Source organism: [Bacteroides] pectinophilus, from assembly GCA_025146925.1.
GTDB classification, from domain to species: Bacteria; Bacillota; Clostridia; order Lachnospirales; family Lachnospiraceae; genus Bacteroides_F; species Bacteroides_F pectinophilus.
On the sequence record CP102260.1, the window covers coordinates 541,698 to 559,465 of the forward strand.

Consider the following 17,768-nt stretch of genomic DNA (forward strand, 5'->3'; position numbering starts at 1 on the left):
TATTTAGTTGGAGCGCTGTGCAGCTGAGGCTGATTGCTTAAGTGCATTCTCTTTTGCAATGGAAGCTTTTTCTCTTGCAATCGATTCGCTTATGCAGACAGCCTCTTGCTTCATACGGGCAATCTCTGCCTGTCTGCTGTAATCCTGCTTCATGCGCTCAATCTCAGCCTGCTCGGCGGCTTTAGCCCGGTTAACGGCTTCTTCGGCAGCATCAGCCCCGGCCTGCCTGGTGGCATCGGCCTTATCAAGAGCGTCCTGTGCAGCAAGGCTTGCGGCCTCTGCGTAATCGGTTTCAAGCTTTATATTGATACTGTTATTATTCATGGGACTGTCACCGGCTGCCAGCCTATACCGGTTGACGGAGATGCTTCCGTCATCAAATGTTACACATGCGGTTATATCTGCCGCCGGATCTTCCTCTTCCAAGGTTTCGCCATTGGTGATTAATGCAATGTAAATGCCATCGTCCGCAGCGAAGCTGCTTTCAATATCGCTAATCACGATACTGTAGGAGGTCCCGGCACTGCCGAAGACAATGCTGCCTGTATCATCAGTATCTGCAGGAAGGAATATAAAGTTATCACTTGATGAAAGATATTCTATCCGGCTTATATTGCTTCCGGAAACCGAAAGATTAACGTCATATATGCCTGCAATTGTCCATGAATCCGGGAGGGCACTGAAATCATATATTGTATCAGAAGCAGCATTGCCGGTTCCACATGTATTCATTGGAATCGGAGATATTGTGATGCCTCTTTTGGTTACGGCTTCACTGGAAGGCCCGGCAAGCACTGTAAATGGCTTTATTCCAACGACATTATAGACAGGTTCGGGATAAATACCACCAATACCTCCGTCATTTTTGTTGAGCTGTCTCAATGCGGACACGCCGGTTACAGTGATAACGGCGATGATAACTGCGCACGCTATTGCAGCGGTAACACGCAGTGGGGTACGGGACCTGTTTTGCATGTTTGTCCTGATGCGCTTCATAATGGATGTGTTCATCTTAGTCTGCCCGGCTGCGTCTGTTGTCTGCTTGTAAATATTGTCAAGCGTATCCCTGTAAATGCTGTCGGGTACATTTATATTGGAACAGCATTTGTTAAATTCATCTTTAAAATTCATAATTATCGGCCTCCTTCTTAAGAATGTCGCGTGCACGTTTGAGCCGCGAGCGCACGCCTGTCTGCATTATGCCAAGAATACCGGCAATCTCAGCGGTTGAAAGTTCTTCGTAGTAATACAGGAAAATGACATCACGGTATTTGGGCGGGAGGCTGCTCACAACGTCCCAGATGCCGGTTCGCTCATTGCTGCAATTATTATATTCACTACACGGATTACCGTATGTTGTGTCAGCAGCATCTATTCGGTCAGCTGTGCTGCCGGATGCAGACATGACATGGCGCTTCCATGCGCTTTTGTGGATATTGATACATTCATTTACGGTTACTTTGAGAAGCCAGTGCCGTATGTGGCTGTCGGACTCAAAATCCTTATTACAGCAGTAAAGCCGCATAAATACTGTCTGAAATACATCTTTGGCTTCCTCGGCATCCTGAAGCCTTAGCACGGACATGCGGTACACATCAGAGCCATACAGCTTCATTAGCCGTTCAAAATCAGGTTTGTTATCCTGCCAGTTCATTGGTTGTCCCCCTCGCAAAGGTATTGAAGATGCGTCTTCATTTATATTACAATATATAAAATGTATTTGTTGCAAAATATCGCAGCAAAATAAAATTTATATCCCAATTTATATCCAAAAAATTCTTGTATTTAAGCCGGATTATGAGGTTGATATATCCGGTGGAATTTTGTATAATAAAATTTACAGATTTGAATTAATTATCAGCATGCGCCTGCGCGCGTGGAACGGAGGAGAAGAATGAAAAAGGAACTCGTATTGGTTCTTGATTTTGGTGGACAGTATAATCAGCTGATAGCCAGAAGAGTCAGAGAGTGTAATGTTTACTGTGAGATAGTACCTTATACTATGAGTCTCGATGAGATTCTTGCCAAAAAGCCAAAGGGAATTATATTTACAGGCGGCCCTAACAGTGTATATGATGAAACATCACCTACATATGACAAGGCTATATTTGACGCAGGAGTACCAATTCTGGGAATTTGCTACGGCTGTCAGCTCATGGCGTACAAGCTTGGTGGTACTGTTGCAACAGCACCTGTAAGTGAATATGGCAAGACGGAAGTCGAGGTTGACAGTAAGTCACTTCTGTTCCACAACGTAAGCAGCAAGACTGTAACATGGATGAGCCATACAGATTACATTGCTGAAGCTCCAGAGGGCTTCAAGGTAACAGGAACAACAAAGAACTGTCCTGTTGCAGCAATGGAGAATAAGACAAGAAAGCTTTATGCAGTCCAGTTCCACCCGGAGGTTATGCACACGCAGGAAGGTAAGAAGATGCTTCACAACTTCCTCTTTGATGTATGTAACTGTGCAGGTGACTGGAAGATGGATTCATTTGTAGATAACACGATTAAGTCACTCCGCACTAAGATTGGCAGCGGCAAGGTTCTGTGTGCTCTTTCCGGCGGTGTTGATTCATCGGTTGCAGCAGTACTTCTTGCTAAGGCAGTAGGCAAGCAGCTTACATGTGTGTTTGTAGATCACGGTCTTCTCCGTAAGGATGAGGGCGATGAAGTAGAGGCTGTATTCGGACCGGATGGCCCATATGACCTTAACTTTATCCGCGTCAATGCCCAGGAGCGTTTCTATGAGAAGCTTAAGGGTGTTGAGGAGCCTGAGCGCAAGCGTAAGATTATCGGCGAGGAATTCATCCGCGTATTTGAGGAAGAAGCCAAGAAGATCGGAGCAGTTGATTATCTTGTTCAGGGAACTATCTATCCTGATGTTATTGAATCAGGACTTGGCAAGTCAGCAACAATCAAGTCACATCACAACGTAGGAGGACTTCCTGATTATGTTGATTTTAAGGAGATAGTTGAGCCGTTACGTGACCTCTTCAAGGATGAGGTAAGAAGAGCCGGCCTTGAGCTCGGTATCCCTGAATACCTTGTATACCGTCAGCCATTCCCGGGTCCTGGACTTGGCATCCGCATCATCGGTGAAGTAACAGCCGAGAAGGTACGCATCGTTCAGGAAGCTGATTTCATCTACCGCGATGAGATTGCCAAGGCAGGCATCGCAAGCAATCTGGGTCAGTACTTTGCAGCACTTACCAACATGAGAAGCGTTGGTGTCATGGGTGATGAGCGTACATACGATTACGCGATTGCACTCCGTGCTGTCAACACAGTAGATTTCATGACAGCCGAAGCAGCACAGATTCCATGGGAGGTGCTCAATAAGGTTGCCAACAGAATAGTGAACGAAGTCAAGGGAGTTAACCGCGTGCTGTATGACTGCACGGGTAAACCACCGGCTACGATTGAGTTTGAATAAGAGCCATAAGTCTTGGAATCCGCTAAACAAGCGGGTTCCGAGACTTTTTCTTTTGCTCTGCTACTAATTTGCTACTAATAGCAACTACTCTTTTTCTATCGTTTTCAGTTGGTTGTCATTAACTTTAATAGCAAGAAACCCTGATGACTGCTGGATTTCTTTTATATGATCTTTCTTTGTGGCATCTGGATGATTTTCCCGGATGCGGTATTTGGTGGTACTAACGCAGGTCCAAACTGAGGTCGGATTGTTACATCTGAGCCGTTGTCTTGAGTCTGAGGCACTTCACATGTGATACCTGCTGCTTCAAGCAGAGGGTTATCAGATGGTGGTTCAGGTGTTGGCGAATCTGTCGCCTGCAATGATTCCAGACTATGCACAAGCTCCTGCTGTTTATGTGGAAACAGATGAGAGTATGTGTTAAGTGTTGTGGATACTTTCTCGTGTCCGAGCCTGTCTGCTAACATCAAGGCATCACAGCCCTGATTAATAAGTAAGCTGGCGTGCGAATGCCTGATATCGTGGATTCGTATCTTTTTTACACCTGTGTTTTTGCAACCTCTTAACATCTCATGTGAGAGATATGATTTTGTTACCGGGAACAGCCTTTCGTCTGCATCAAGCATATATCTTGACTGGATATAGTCTGATAGTTCCTGGCAGAGAAAATCCGGAATCGGAATCTTTCGCTTGCTTTTTCTTGTCTTAGGTGATGTAAATACATCTTTTCCACCTATCCGCTGATATGTTCTGTTGATGGATATTATCTTGTTATCAAGGTCAATATCAGCAGGTGAGAGAGCAAGTAATTCACCTTCTCGCATACCAGTCCAGTACAGGACTTCAAAGCATATATACGATAGCGGCTTGTCTTTTACGCCCTCACGGAAAGCAATATATTCATCGTAAGTCCAGTAATCCATTTCCTCAGCCTTTGCTTTTCCAATGGTACCTGCCTTGCCGCAGGGATTGGTGTTGAGATCATAGAAGCGCTTGGCGTAATTGATGATGCTGTTAAGCTCCGTGTTAATCTTCTTCAGATAGGTCTGGGAGTAATTATTCGGCGAACTCATAAGCTTCGCCTGCCATCTTCGTACATCAGAGGCTTTGATTTCATTAATCGGCTTGCTACCGAAGAATGGAAGAATATGCGTCTGTAGTACCGTCTTTTTTGTCAGAAGAGTTGACTGCTTAAGTCTTGCAGCCATATCTTCCATATAAATTTCATAGAGGTTTTGAAATGTCATGTCAGGATTGGCAGACTGCTGTTCCAAAAAGTCCCTTTCAAATCCTAAAGCTTCCTTTTTGGTGGCGAAGCCTCTTTTCCACTTCTGTTTCTTGATTCCCTGCCAGTTCGTGTAATAGAACTTGGCGAACCATTTACCAGTTTTTTCATCTTTGTAAGCTGGCATAAATATCATCTCCTTTTTGTAAAATTGTTGTGCAATCATCAAAAGGCTATGATATAATCTACTTGTTCAGGGTGATTATAAAGCCTTCGGGTCAATCACTTACATAGCTTCGGTCATTCCTTTTGCGAGAAGGAGTGTGCCGGAGCTTTTTCTTTACTAAAGGTGTAAGCCTGCAATTATTCAGTTTTTGAATCAGCTTCATTATCCAGTCGGGAATCCTTATAATATGCCAACATATCTGATTTCCATGAATCAAACTTTTCTTTTGAAAGCTTTCCTGTCTGAAGCATATTCTTCTTTGCTATCCAGTTTTCCATAAAGAGACAGAAGTCTGCATCATATTTTCCATCGCCTTTGCCATTAACCTTAATCCCAGCGGTCCATTCAGTATTTTCCGGGGGTTTGGTATTGGTCAGCTCAAATGAAAAGTCAGTAAGTTCAGTTATGGCAAAGAGAGCATTGATTACATCTGACATAGTGTGGAATTCATATGCCGGGTACTCAGTGGCCGTATTATCTTTGGGAATATTATTATCTTCTGGAGATAAAAGTTCCTGCCATGGAACATTTAATTCATTTGCAATCTGTTTTAAAACATCTATCTTCATTAGTATTTCACCAGACTCATATTTCTGGATAGTGCGTTCTGATTTACCAAGATGCTGTGCAAACTCTTTTTGAGTAATCTTCTGTGCTCTGCGCTGTTTCTGTATTGCCTTCCCGATTTCTTCTGGAGAAGACATAGTGATTTTAATGGAATGAGAATTAGTCATTCTGTTCACCTTCCTTTACATGAAATAGTCCGTTGTAAAGATACGTATTAGGTTGATATTAAATGAAATACGTATCAGTAAGTGACTTGTTTATGATTGTACGATTACTTTATCATAAATAAAAACGAATTGCAAGTGCGTAATCGTAAAAAGTTCTATTGACAAATTTTGAAAAGGATATTAAGATAAACACGAATTAAAAATACGGAATAAATAAAGAACAGGATAGCTGCTTTGTGAAAACACGTATTTAAAATAACAATTTATGAAAGGAGGAGCTGCATGAAGGGTATAAAGGAAGCATTCATAGATGCAGGCGAGATAAGCCGGATGCTTGGTATCGGGATGACAAAGGCATATGCAATTATAAAGGAATATAATGCAGAGCTTGAGGCAAAAGGTTATTTCACCATGCGGGGCAAATGTCCAAGGAAGTACTTTGAACAGAAAATCTATGGTTACGAAGATTATTACAATCCGGATTATGAGCCGCAGCGTAATCGGATCAAGGTTGCAGAAGAAATGGATTATGAAGCGGCAGTAGGGGATTCTGTGATAAGTGAACAGGATGAAGTGGATATACCGCCTGAAACAAATGAGATGCCGGAAGTGGATACAGATGTAGCAGAAAATGTGATATCGGATGCGGATGAAATAGCAAAAGAGATAACTGAATAGGTGAATCCAGCAAGTGGGGGCAGAAAGCGCCCCCGCACTGAAGTGGTACAAATCAGAGCTGAAAAAGTGTGGGGGCAAAAAGTGCCGTCAAAATGCAAAAGTGGGGGCAAAAAGCGCCGTCAAAACAGCAAAGTGACGGCAAAAAGCGCCACCACTCAAATCAGAGTGAAAAAAGTCATGGTGGCGGAAAGTGCCATCAAAATGGAAAAGTGGTGGCAGAAAATGCCACCAAAACAATAAAGTTATGGCAGAAAGTTCCACTACTTTTCAAATCTGGTGGAACTTCAACCACCATATCAGTAATCGTGGTGGTACATTAACCACCACATATCATATACAGGGTGCAGGTGCTCCTGCCAAGACGAAAAATTATGTAAACGTTGATGGCGTTTATATTTTTCGGGAAAAGGTCCGACCTTTTCCGCATCTTGCAAAACAAGTGAACACTACGAATTTCATGCTTGCATGGAAATAAGTAGTGTGAACGCCAAATACACCGAGCATGTAATGCGAGGTGCAAAACCTATGAACACTATTTTAAGAAAGGATGAAAAAGCAATGGTACAGATAAAAAGAGATTGGTTTGATACAGAATTTGGAAATTACGAAAGGGGAAAAACGTATGGCAGATGGAAAGAGAAGATACAAGTCTGACAGGAAAGACTATAAGATATCGGTGAAGCTGTCGGAAAAAGATATGGATATTCTGAAAGCAGCGCTTAAACGGACAGGAATGACAGCAAGTGCCTATATAAGAGAATTGATCCGGACAGGCGGCAATATAGATACAAGTTATCCAGAGGACAGGGCAAGAGTAATCCGTATTATAGCAGGTATTGCAAATAATATTAATCAGGCGGTAAAGCTTGGCAATTCACAGCGAAGATTGTATTACAGCGATATTGATAAATTGCAGAGCAGTCTGGATGATATAAAGAAAACATTTGGGGAGGTGCTGGAAGTATGGCGATTACAAAGATCTTGAATATCATGGAATCAGAGGGCAGAAATCCGGCATCACACCTGAAGAATGCTTTGGAATATATACAGAATCCGGATAAGACAGAAGAATGTGTACTGGTGGGCGGTATCAACTGCCTGCCGGATACGGCATTTGAGCAGATGGAGGAGACAAAGAACATTTTTCATAAGACGGGTAAAAGGCAGGGCTATCATGTGATCATATCATTTTCACCGGAAGAAAAAGTGACGGCAGAGCAGGCAATGTATGTGCTGGAGCACTTTGCGAAGGATGTGCTTGGTGATGAATATGAGGCGGTGTATGCAGTCCATACTGACAGGGAACATATGCATGGGCATTTGATATGGAACAGTGTCAGCATGACAACCGGTAAGAAGTATAATTCACCTAAAGGCAATTGGAAGAATCATCTCCAGCCTATTACAAATAAATACTGTGATGAGCTGGGACTTTCCATTATGCCGGCAGAGTATAGCAGGAACCCGAAAAATATCAGCAGGGACAAGTGGGAAAAGGAAATGTCCATGAAAGAGATAATTCTAAGGGATGCCAAGATGTGTGCATATGCAGCCGGGAATGTGGAGCATTTTAAATATCTGATGAAAAGGCTTGGATATGTATTCAAGAAAGACACATGGATGGAAGTACAGGCACCGGGATTCGGATATTATCACAAACTTGCAAAGCTGGACGAGATGTTTTCAGAAGATATGTTACGGCATTATGTGGATATGCCATGGATGGCAAAGCCTTACTTTTATTCGTCAGATATCAGGGGATTGCACAGGGCGAAGCTATCACCATTCCAGAAGAAGTTTTATGCAAAGTTATACAGATTAAGGATTGTAGAACAGAAGCGTTTTGTAGTTGGTGGAGCAAAGTATGTAGAGGATTTGAAGAGGTTTCATCGTTTACAGGACGAATATCTGCTGCTTGTAAATAATGACATCAAAAGTGTTGTGCAGCTCGTGGATTTCATAAGTGAGCAGGAAGAAAAAATTCAGCAGATTGAGGACAGACAGCATGAGATATACAGAGAAAACTCTAGCCGGAAACGGAAGATTAAGACGGATGAGCAGTATCGCGAGTATCAGATATGGCATGTGGGAGTGCAGGAAGAACTGGACGAGCTGAAGCAGGAGAAAAGGGAAATTAAGAGGCAGATACAGCTTGCTGATGGCATTGTGAAAGAAGATTTGTATACAGCTTATTATGCGGTGTCGGAGAATGAAGAGATTGTTGATGATAGGGATGTTGAGATACCGGAGATGGAAGAGGATACATTGGTTGAGAGAACGGAGGAAGCAGTTGTTGAGCTGGATATAAGTGCTACAGGAATGAAGTCCAACAATAATCAGAATGATATATTTGTAATGTCAGATATTTATAATGCGTCTGATGTGAATATGGCAAGAATGAATGAAGATATTACTGATGTAACAGGTGAAAGTGAATATGTGGAAACTAAAGAAAATGAGCCTATGGACAAAGTTGGCTGGATTGTCAGGAGAATATCAGAGCTTGGCGGTTATGAAAATATCAGTGATTTAGTTAAGGCAGATGTATTCAGATTTGATATTACCGATGTAGGCGGTAGCATAAGGTTGTTCTCGGATGTGGTGAAAAGGTTGGAGATAAAGCTGGATGGAGATGGGCTTTATGAGGAGTTTCAGAGGATTTACGATGAAGCAGTTAACAGAGATGCTGATAAAGAAAGGGCGGAAGATAAAATGTGGAACAGTGGCAGAGGAAGATGATTCCTCTGCTGACTTATTTTACAACTTGAAAAAAGTATTCGAGAAATCAAATAAAGTATTTTACAACAAAATTGAGATAATATATAATAAAATAGTGAAATTGTATTCCTAAAAGCACGGAGGATAATATGGCTGTATCATACAATAAATTATGGAAATTAATGATCGATAAAAAAATAAATAAGAGCCAACTGTGTAAAAAGATAAAAATTAGCAGTAGTACTATGGCTAAAATGACAAATGAAGAGATGGTTGCTATGACTGTATTAGAAAAAATATGTGCTGAATTGGAATGTGATATATCTGATATTATGGAGTTTACTGATTTAGCTGAAGTAAAGAAAAAAATCCATAATGATAATACAAGTCCGGATAATGGGACAGTAAATGTGAGATAATGAGGTAGAACAACCATGAACGAAAATGGGTTAAATTATATTGATCTCTTTGCTGGTGCCGGTGGACTTTCAGAAGGATTTATTCAAAGTGGCTATAGACCGGTTGCACATGTGGAAATGAATGAGCATGCAGCAAAGACAATAGAAACAAGAATAGCATATTATTACTTAAAAGATAATGGCAAAATTAAAAGTTATTATGATTATGAAAAAGGAAAAATAACCAGAGAACAACTTTTGGAGAAAATACCAAAAGAGGAACTTAAGACTGTAATTAATAAAGAAATGTCAGAATCCACGATTAAGGGGATTTTCAACACAATTGATGATATCAAAAGGGAAAAAGAAATTGATAAGATTGATGTAATTATAGGTGGTCCTCCATGCCAAGCATATTCTTTGGTGGGAAGAGCACAGAGCAGTCATATGATTGTTCCGATGGAAGATGATCCAAGAAATGAATTGTATAAAATGTATGTTCAATTTCTTAAAAAGTATAAGCCAAGAATGTTTGTGTTTGAGAACGTAGCCGGAATAAAGACCGCGAGAGGCGGGGCAGCATTTAAAAATCTTCAGACATATATGAAACGTGTGGGTTATGAAATTGATTATCATGAGTTGAATGCTCAGGATTTTGGAGTATTACAAAGTAGAAAAAGAGTAATTATAGTAGGTTGGCTTAAAGGCACAGGATATGAATACCCATCATTTGATGTAATTCATAGTAAAGCAGAAGTATGGGATTTACTTAATGATTTGCCAGTGTTAAAGCCTGGTGAAGAGGCTATAGAGCATACTATGACAGATATGCGCAGATTAAAAAAATATGTAAAAGATAATGACATTCGTGTGAAATCGGATGTGTTAACAGGACATATCGCAAGACCACATACTGCACAGGATATTGAAATATATAAGAGAACAATAGACATGTGGTTTGAAAACGAACAGCATGAACGTTTGAAATATGATGATTTACCAGAAGATTTGAAAACACATAAAAATAGAACTTCATTTGTAGATCGATTTAAAGTTGTTGAGGGTGATATGGATCATTGTCACACAATACTTGCTCATTTATCGAAAGATGGACATTATTTCATTCATCCAGATATAGAGCAACATAGATCAATTACAGTGCGGGAAGCAGCAAGAATACAGTCGTTTCCAGATAATTATTATTTTGAAGGACCAAGGACAGCACAATTTGTTCAGGTGGGGAATGCGGTTCCGCCAATGATGGCAAAGGTAATAGCAGATAAAATAAAAGAACAATTAGGGAAATAAAATTGGAGGTTTCGCAAATGGGTATTGTTGAAAATACATATGCTGAATTAAAGCAACAAGAACTGAAAAATAATCCGTATAGTTGTTTGCATATGGCTGATATTGACATCAATCCTCATCAGATTGAAGCATTCACATTTGCACTATCTTCATTGGAACTTGGTGGAGCAATTCTTGCGGATGAGGTAGGTCTTGGAAAAACTATTGAGGCTGGCTTGGTCATCAAGTATTTGCTATGCAGTGGAAAAAATAAAATACTACTTATTATGCCATCAAACCTGCGAAAGCAATGGCAAGTTGAATTAGAAGAGAAATTTGATATTGATTCATTAATTGTGGATAGTTCTAACTGGGAGGATTATCTCGCAAAGGTAAAGAGTAAACAAGCAGTAATTATTGTTTCCTACCACTTTGCCTCAAAAAGAAAAACAGAGTTCGGAAAGATAGCTTGGGATTTTTGTGTATTTGATGAAGCACATCGGCTTAGGAATGTTTATAAGAATGGTTCAAAGATGGCTAACTCATTATATGAATTAACAAAGGGAATTCCGAAAATTCTATTAACTGCGACTCCTATGCAGAATACTTTACTTGATATATATGGACTTGTTCAGTTTATCGATGATAGAGTTTTTTATAGTAAGCAGATATTTTCCGAAAGATATTTGCGAGGAGAAGATTACAATGATTTGAAGGCTTGTTTAGAACCTGTTGTGCAAAGAACTTTACGAAAAGAAGTAGCAGAGTATATCCAATTTTCAGAGCGTAAAGAAATGACAATTGATTTTGAACTATCGCCAATGGAGATAGAACTTTATGTGATGATAAATAATTATCTAAAAAAGGAAATTTTGTATGCTTTGCCCAATTCACACAGAACACTTATTACATCTGTTATTAGAAAACTGCTTGCATCATCAAGTATGGCAGTTGCAGAAACCTTCAAGGTATTAAAAGGCAGACTTGAAACTTTGAAGGAAACAACTAGAACTGAATCAGCGGATGAAAGTATTGATTTTTTCCTTAGCTTTTTTGATGATGATGAAATTGAGACAGATGATGATAGTAAGCAGGATGAATTATACACAAGAGAAAAGGTAAATGAATTTATTCAGCATGAAATAGATGAGGTAACAGCCATTATTAATAAAGCTGAAAGTATAAAAAGAAATGCGAAGATGACAGCATTGAAACAGGCGGTGGAGACAGCTTTTGCATTTCAAGATGAAGCTGGCATAAAACAAAGAATAGTTGTGTTTACGGAATCTATTAGAACGCAACAATACATGTTTGAAGAATTATCTCATGCCGGATATGAAGGTCAGATACTTAAGTTTAATGGTAGTACAAATGATCCTGTTACTAAACAGATTTATAAGGCGTGGAAAGCTAGAAATTATGGAAAGTATGTGGGTAGTAGAAATGTTGAATTGAAGAATGCCATCGTAGAAGCATTTAGGGATGAATACAAGATTTTGCTTGTAACAGATTCCGGTTCGGAAGGATTGAATCTTCAGTTTTGTAATACGATTATAAACTATGACCTTCCTTGGAATCCACAGAAGATAGAGCAGCGAATTGGTCGCTGTCATCGTTATGGACAAAAGAACGACGTTGTGGTTATTAATTTGCTTAATACTCAGAATGTAGCAGATAAGAGAGTATATGAAATCCTTTCTGAAAAGTTTGAGTTATTCCAAGGCGTATTTGGTGCATCCGATAAAGCTATTGGATTATTGGAAAGTGGAGCAGATTTTGAAAAAAGAGTTACACTTATTTATCAGGAATGTAAAACGATCTCAGATTTTACAAAGCAATTTAAGGATTTGGAAAAGGAATTAGAAAAGAAACGAAACAAGAAAATGGATGAACTGAAATCCATATTTATATATAAGACAGAGGAACAACATAAGTCTCATTTTAATATTATTATGAAAGAAATTGCGGAATATGATTCACAGTTTAAGTATTGGAATAGTAGAAGTATAGAGGAAAATGAGATATATCCAAAGTGCTGTGAAACTAATACAGAGTTGGAAATTCCGGGAATTCAACATGGATATTTACTTATTGGTGGTTCTTATGTTGATGAGATTCTTGAAGATGCAGTATTTGAAATTATTGATATAACAGGGAAGATATATGGTGTTTCAGATGATTTGGCTAGAGAACTTTGCGAAAAATTGCAGGAGCAGTGCCTAGAAGAAAAGACACCAAATAATCAAGAAATCCTTTCATATATTGACAAAGTGGATGAATTTATGCAGCAGAAATATGCAGAATCTAAAAGAACAGTTTTGATTGCTAATCAGAAAAAATTGGATAATTGGCTGCAATTAAAAAAAGAGGAATATTTGCTCAGAGTCAAAGATACATCAGAATTAGATGAACTTAAAGATAAATATGTAAACGAAAGCGATTTTAGACAGAAGATTGCATTAAAAAAACAAATAGAAATTTTAGAAGAACAGAAACAAAAAATGGTACGGGCGTTTCATGATGAAATGTCGATATTGGAAGAAGAGGCTGTAAATATGCAGAAGCAGTTTGCAGAAGATATATTGGTAAAAACACAATTGGTAACAAAGATAGTGATTAAGTTTTAGGAGGCTACCATGGAGAAAAAAGGCAAGTTAGAATTGACATGGGTTGGTAAATACGAGGAAGAGAAACTTGAGCCAAGAATATTAATTGAAGACAAATCAAAATCATATGGTAATCCGAATACAGAAAATATGTTGATTCATGGGGATAATCTGTTGGCACTCAAGGCTTTGGAAAATAAGTATACGGGGATGATAAAGTGTATTTATATTGATCCACCATATAATACTGGCACGGCGTTTGAACATTATGATGATAATTTAGAGCATTCCATTTGGTTAGGAATAATGAAAAAAAGATTAGAAATCCTTCGTAATTTACTTGCTGAAGATGGAACTATTTGGATTCAGATAGATGATGAAGAACAAGCATATTTAAAGGTATTGTGTGATGAAATTTTTGGAAGAAATAATTTTGTAAATATGATTTCTGTAAATATGAAGAATGTTGCAGGGGCATCTGGTGGAGGCGAAGATAAGCGATTAAAGAAAAATTGTGAATATATACTAGTGTATGCTAAAAATTATGATTTGCTACCTCTATTTAATGGACCATATAAATATACTGAAATGTCTGAATTGATACAGCAGTACATAGACGAGGGTAAGAGCTGGAAATATACAAGTGTTTTGGTTAATCCTGGAGAAAAAGAATATATCGGATCAACTGTTGATGGTGATGGAAATGAAATTAAAATATATAAAAGAAGTGGGGTTGAAACATTATCTATTAATCAAGTTGCTAAAAGAGAGGGATTAACTACACAAGAGGCTTATAAAAAATACGGAATAAATGTATTTAGAACTACCAACGCTCAGACTTCAATAAGGACAAGAGTTATGGATTATAGAAAAGAAGCTGGTGTTGAAGATGAATATCTATCAATAGAATATATTCCTAAAACTGGAAAGAATCGAGGCATAGTTTATGAACAGTTTTATAAAGGAGATGTATGCAATTTATTTGTTTGGTTAAGAGATACTTCGGAGATAATAGATGGAAAACTGTATAAAAAGGATTTACAGGGAACATATTGGGACATGAATGCATGGATGAAGAATTTAACTAAAGAGGGCGATGTGACATTCCCTAATGGTAAAAAACCAGAAAAGCTACTGAAACAAATTATTGAAATGACAACATTAGAAGGAGATATGGTATTAGATAGTTTTTTGGGGTCAGGAACTACGGCAGCTACAGCACATAAACTTAATAGAAGATGGATAGGAATTGAGATGGGCAATCAAGCTTACTCGCATTGTAAAGTTAGACTTGATAACGTAATTGACGGTGAACAGGGAGGAATTTCCAAAGAGGTAGGTTGGCAAGGTGGTGGGGGATATAAATTCTACGAACTTGCAGAACCATTACTTGTAAAGAACAAAGTTCTTCCTGTTTATCAAATAAATCCATCTTATACATGGGATATGGTATGTGAAGCTATTTGTAAAATAGAAGGATTTACCTATGAACCATCCGGGGAGTTTCAAGGACATTCATCAGAGAATCGATTCATACATATCACAGAAGAATTTGTTAATACAAAGTATGTGATGTCGATAATGAAGAACTTAGGGGATAAGCAGAGTTTACTTATCTATTGTAAGAAAAATCAAGCTGACATGATTCTTCCAGAGAATGTGGAAGTGAAAAAAATACCAAAGGATTTATTGGATAAATGTAATTTTGAAAGTGAGGTGCAGGAATAATGAGTTCAATAGATAAAATCAAATGGGCTATGAGCCTGCGTGATCCTCAGTATGAAGCACTACAATACTTTGATGCAATCAGTTCCAAGATTGAGTATAGAACTTGTTCGAAAGCTGATGCAGAGAAAATAGCATCAGAGAATTGTCAAGATTCGCATACAATCTCCGTGGATAAGGAATTTGATTTCCCATCATTTTGCTTTGATATGACAACAGGTATTGGTAAGTCTCGTTTAATGGGTGCATGCATTTATTATTTGTACAAGACAAAAGGGTACAAACATTTCTTTATTCTGGCACCAGGAAATACGATTTATGACAAGATGCGTCGAGAGGCGATCCCGGGACATCCAAAATACATGTTTAAGGGACTTGAAGCAGAGATGGGAAGACCCAAAGTTTATGATGGAGAAAATTATTTATCATACCCGGTAAGATATATCCAAGAGGAAATGGTGGTAGAAAAAACATCTGATATTCAGATATTTATCTTTAATATTTCAAAGATTTTTACTAGGGGAGATATTGAATTTAAATTTCACAAATTTAATGAAAATTTAGGTGGCTCTTTTGCGGATGTGTTACGTTCGTTTGATGACTTGGTTATTTGTATGGATGAAGCGCATCGTTACTATGCCCCAGCATCAAAGAAAGCGATTAATTATCTGAATCCAGTGTTGGGGTTGGAATATACTGCTACACCTAAGAGTACAAATAAGAATATTATTTATCACTACGGATTAGAGGATGGAGCTGGGAAGTTTTTGAAGATTCCGGTTGTTATGGGAAGAACAAATACAGCAGGATATTCAGATGATGATATAGAGGAAATGAAGTTGAAAGATGGAATCAAGCTTCATGAGAGAAGAAAGTCCATCGTATATAAATATTGTATAGATAATCAATTAGAACAGGTAAAGCCAATTGTTTTGATAGCTTGTAAAGATACAACACATGCTAGAAAAATAAAAGAAAAAATAGATTCCGATGCTTTTTTTGGAGGTCGTTATGTTGGTAAGGTTATTGAAATTGACTCCAGCACAAGTGGTGCAGAGACAGAAGAAAACATTCAGAAATTACTAACCATTGAGAAAAATACCAATCCAATTGAGATTGTGCTGCATGTATATAAGCTGAAAGAAGGTTGGGATGTAAATAATCTGTTTACAATTATCCCTCTTAATGCAGCAAAGAGTGACATATTGGCACTTCAAACTATTGGTAGAGGATTAAGGCTTCCTTTTGGTGAGATAACGGGTATTGAGGAATTAGATACCTTGGATATTGTTGCTCACGACCATTATCGAGAGATTGTTGATGATATCAAAAATAACCCTGTATTTAAGAAAAGAAATCTTGATGAGGAAGATATACCGAACACAAAAACAGTTATGGTAGAGCCAGCAGTTGAGAACCAGCAGATTTCATTATTTGATGAAGCGTTATGCGAAAGTAAAGTGAAATCATACCAAGATTTGAATAATGAAAATGTAGTGGAGAATCTGTTTGCTGAGTATCAGAAAGCATTTGTAAAAAAAGTAGCACCCAAGAAGTCCGAAAGCGATAATGGACAGATGTCTATTTTTGATTATTTTGCTAATGATGATGGAAAAGAAACAAGTGATGGCACAGTATCAGATCATAAAATGACACAGACGAGCATTGGCACTGATGCATCATTTGCTGTACATCAAGGGGATACTTCATTGCAGATTGATTTACAGAGGTCATCTGGTAGTAAGAATGTATTGCCATATGCAAAACAAGAGTTTATCAAGAAAGTTGAAGAGCTAAAGAAAGTTGCTATATCTGTTCCCAAAATTGGAATTAGCTATAGTTCAACAATTATATTTAAACCTTTTACTGTTAAGCGAAACATTATGGATTTTGATGTTGCGGCATCGAGAATCGAGAGGTATGACGCTGTAAATGGTAGGTTGTTGCAAGTGCTGGATGCAGACGCACTTATTGTAGAAAATCCTGAGAATATGCTTGCAGTTTCTTTATTGGAGAGTATTCCGGAGTTTAGTTCTGATGATGCAGAATTTATTCTTGATGTGGTTGATCAGTATCTCGCATTAATCGAAGGTACGGATGAAGAAAAAAAGAAGATTGTCCGTAGATATGCAACTGTTATAGTAGAGGACTTAAGAAAACAGATATATGCGTCAAAGGAAGAAAGCACTGAGTTTGTATTTAACGTTCAGAAAGACCTTATTGTATTCAAATCATTTGCGAAGAATATGAAGGAAAATGGACGATTAAATTTTAAGAAAGAAGTGCCGGACAAGAAAAATATTAAACAATATTTGTTTGAAGGATATAAGAAATCATACTATGCAGAGAATGCATTTGATAGTGATGATGAGAGAAGGCTGTCTGTGGTATTAGAAGAGGATTCAGAAGTTATTAGATTTATTAAGCCACCTTTGAATCAGTTAGGACTATTTTATAAGGCTGCAAAACAGTATAATCCTGATTTCTTAGTGGAGACGGCTGACAAGAAATATATGATTGAAGTGAAGGCTGCAAATCAAACAGATAATGAAGATGTACAGGAAAAAGCAAAGGCTGCAATTAAGTGGTGCGAATGTGCATCACAGGTGGATGCGGACGGAAAGACTTGGGAGTATCGCCTAGTGCCAGGTGATAAAATTATAGTAGGTAATACATTCAAATATGTAATTGGTATGGCAATTCCTGTTGTAGTAGACGGAGAATAAATGGAGGTT

Annotated in this window: 14 protein-coding genes and 1 pseudogene; 11 read left to right on the plus strand and 4 right to left on the minus strand. The window is 38.3% G+C overall.

Annotated elements, in window-relative coordinates; translation table 11 throughout:
• Positions 1-3 precede the first annotated feature (3 nt).
• Entirely contained in the window at positions 4-1,131 is a 1,128-nt protein-coding gene (locus NQ488_02515) for a hypothetical protein (GenBank protein ID UWN96203.1), read from the minus strand.
• The gene (locus tag NQ488_02520) at positions 1,121-1,654 is read right to left on the minus strand and encodes a sigma-70 family RNA polymerase sigma factor (GenBank protein UWN96204.1); all 534 of its coding nucleotides are present in this window, start codon (positions 1,652-1,654) and stop codon (positions 1,121-1,123) included. Before NQ488_02520 ends, NQ488_02515 begins: the two co-directional genes overlap by 11 nt.
• Before the next feature lie 240 nt (positions 1,655-1,894).
• On the opposite strand from NQ488_02520, the gene guaA reads away from it, so the two are divergent.
• Positions 1,895-3,436 carry a glutamine-hydrolyzing GMP synthase gene (gene guaA, locus NQ488_02525; protein UWN96205.1) on the plus strand — a complete coding sequence of 514 codons (1,542 nt, stop codon included), beginning with the start codon at positions 1,895-1,897 and terminating at the stop codon, positions 3,434-3,436.
• Positions 3,437-3,798: 362 nt separating this feature from the next.
• On the opposite strand, the pseudogene NQ488_02530 reads toward guaA, so the two are convergent.
• Together NQ488_02530 and NQ488_02535 are read right to left on the minus strand one after the other, a co-directional pair.
• Positions 3,799-4,848 (minus strand): annotated as a pseudogene (locus tag NQ488_02530) (site-specific integrase).
• 176 nt (positions 4,849-5,024) lie between these two features.
• Positions 5,025-5,621: a helix-turn-helix domain-containing protein gene (locus NQ488_02535; protein ID UWN96206.1), complete on the minus strand. Its 597-nt coding sequence runs from the start codon at positions 5,619-5,621 to the stop codon at positions 5,025-5,027.
• Positions 5,622-5,903: 282 nt separating this feature from the next.
• Between NQ488_02535 and NQ488_02540 the strand changes: the two genes are divergently transcribed.
• From NQ488_02540 to NQ488_02585, 10 genes are all read left to right on the plus strand, one after another.
• Complete coding sequence (locus tag NQ488_02540; protein UWN96207.1) at positions 5,904-6,299, plus strand: hypothetical protein; 396 nt, start codon at positions 5,904-5,906, stop codon at positions 6,297-6,299.
• Complete coding sequence (locus NQ488_02545) at positions 6,300-6,539, plus strand: hypothetical protein (protein UWN96208.1); 240 nt, start codon at positions 6,300-6,302, stop codon at positions 6,537-6,539.
• A gap of 285 nt (positions 6,540-6,824) precedes the next feature.
• Positions 6,825-6,953, plus strand: a complete 129-nt coding sequence (locus NQ488_02550; GenBank protein UWN96209.1) for a hypothetical protein — start codon at positions 6,825-6,827, stop codon at positions 6,951-6,953.
• Positions 6,922-7,284 carry a plasmid mobilization relaxosome protein MobC gene (locus NQ488_02555; protein ID UWN96210.1) on the plus strand — a complete coding sequence of 121 codons (363 nt, stop codon included), beginning with the start codon at positions 6,922-6,924 and terminating at the stop codon, positions 7,282-7,284. The genes NQ488_02550 and NQ488_02555 overlap by 32 nt, the downstream gene beginning before the upstream one ends.
• Positions 7,263-9,038, plus strand: a complete 1,776-nt coding sequence (locus tag NQ488_02560) for a relaxase/mobilization nuclease domain-containing protein (GenBank protein UWN96211.1) — start codon at positions 7,263-7,265, stop codon at positions 9,036-9,038. The genes NQ488_02555 and NQ488_02560 overlap by 22 nt, the downstream gene beginning before the upstream one ends.
• 128 nt (positions 9,039-9,166) lie before the next feature.
• Entirely contained in the window at positions 9,167-9,436 is a 270-nt protein-coding gene (locus NQ488_02565) for a helix-turn-helix transcriptional regulator (GenBank protein ID UWN96212.1), read from the plus strand.
• 15 nt (positions 9,437-9,451) lie between these two features.
• Positions 9,452-10,723: a DNA cytosine methyltransferase gene (locus NQ488_02570; GenBank protein UWN96213.1), complete on the plus strand. Its 1,272-nt coding sequence runs from the start codon at positions 9,452-9,454 to the stop codon at positions 10,721-10,723.
• Between the two features lie 17 nt (positions 10,724-10,740).
• Positions 10,741-13,329 (plus strand): DISARM system SNF2-like helicase DrmD, encoded by a 2,589-nt coding sequence (gene drmD, locus NQ488_02575; GenBank protein ID UWN96214.1) that lies wholly within the window; start codon positions 10,741-10,743, stop codon positions 13,327-13,329.
• 9 nt (positions 13,330-13,338) lie between these two features.
• Entirely contained in the window at positions 13,339-15,036 is a 1,698-nt protein-coding gene (locus tag NQ488_02580) for a site-specific DNA-methyltransferase (GenBank protein ID UWN96215.1), read from the plus strand.
• Positions 15,036-17,759: a DEAD/DEAH box helicase family protein gene (locus tag NQ488_02585; GenBank protein UWN96216.1), complete on the plus strand. Its 2,724-nt coding sequence runs from the start codon at positions 15,036-15,038 to the stop codon at positions 17,757-17,759. Before NQ488_02580 ends, NQ488_02585 begins: the two co-directional genes overlap by 1 nt.
• Positions 17,760-17,768 lie beyond the last annotated feature (9 nt).

What these genes read in the sequence shown, in the direction of transcription:
- NQ488_02515 (UWN96203.1), bottom strand. Translation starts at nt 1,131, where the DNA reads ATGAATTTTAAAGATGAATTTAACAAATGCTGTTCCAATATAAATGTA.
- NQ488_02520 (UWN96204.1), bottom strand. Translation starts at nt 1,654, where the DNA reads ATGAACTGGCAGGATAACAAACCTGATTTTGAACGGCTAATGAAGCTG.
- guaA (UWN96205.1), top strand. Translation starts at nt 1,895, where the DNA reads ATGAAAAAGGAACTCGTATTGGTTCTTGATTTTGGTGGACAGTATAAT.
- NQ488_02535 (UWN96206.1), bottom strand. Translation starts at nt 5,621, where the DNA reads ATGACTAATTCTCATTCCATTAAAATCACTATGTCTTCTCCAGAAGAA.
- NQ488_02540 (UWN96207.1), top strand. Translation starts at nt 5,904, where the DNA reads ATGAAGGGTATAAAGGAAGCATTCATAGATGCAGGCGAGATAAGCCGG.
- NQ488_02550 (UWN96209.1), top strand. Translation starts at nt 6,825, where the DNA reads ATGAACACTATTTTAAGAAAGGATGAAAAAGCAATGGTACAGATAAAA.
- NQ488_02555 (UWN96210.1), top strand. Translation starts at nt 6,922, where the DNA reads ATGGCAGATGGAAAGAGAAGATACAAGTCTGACAGGAAAGACTATAAG.
- NQ488_02560 (UWN96211.1), top strand. Translation starts at nt 7,263, where the DNA reads ATGGCGATTACAAAGATCTTGAATATCATGGAATCAGAGGGCAGAAAT.
- NQ488_02565 (UWN96212.1), top strand. Translation starts at nt 9,167, where the DNA reads ATGGCTGTATCATACAATAAATTATGGAAATTAATGATCGATAAAAAA.
- NQ488_02570 (UWN96213.1), top strand. Translation starts at nt 9,452, where the DNA reads ATGAACGAAAATGGGTTAAATTATATTGATCTCTTTGCTGGTGCCGGT.
- drmD (UWN96214.1), top strand. Translation starts at nt 10,741, where the DNA reads ATGGGTATTGTTGAAAATACATATGCTGAATTAAAGCAACAAGAACTG.
- NQ488_02580 (UWN96215.1), top strand. Translation starts at nt 13,339, where the DNA reads ATGGAGAAAAAAGGCAAGTTAGAATTGACATGGGTTGGTAAATACGAG.
- NQ488_02585 (UWN96216.1), top strand. Translation starts at nt 15,036, where the DNA reads ATGAGTTCAATAGATAAAATCAAATGGGCTATGAGCCTGCGTGATCCT.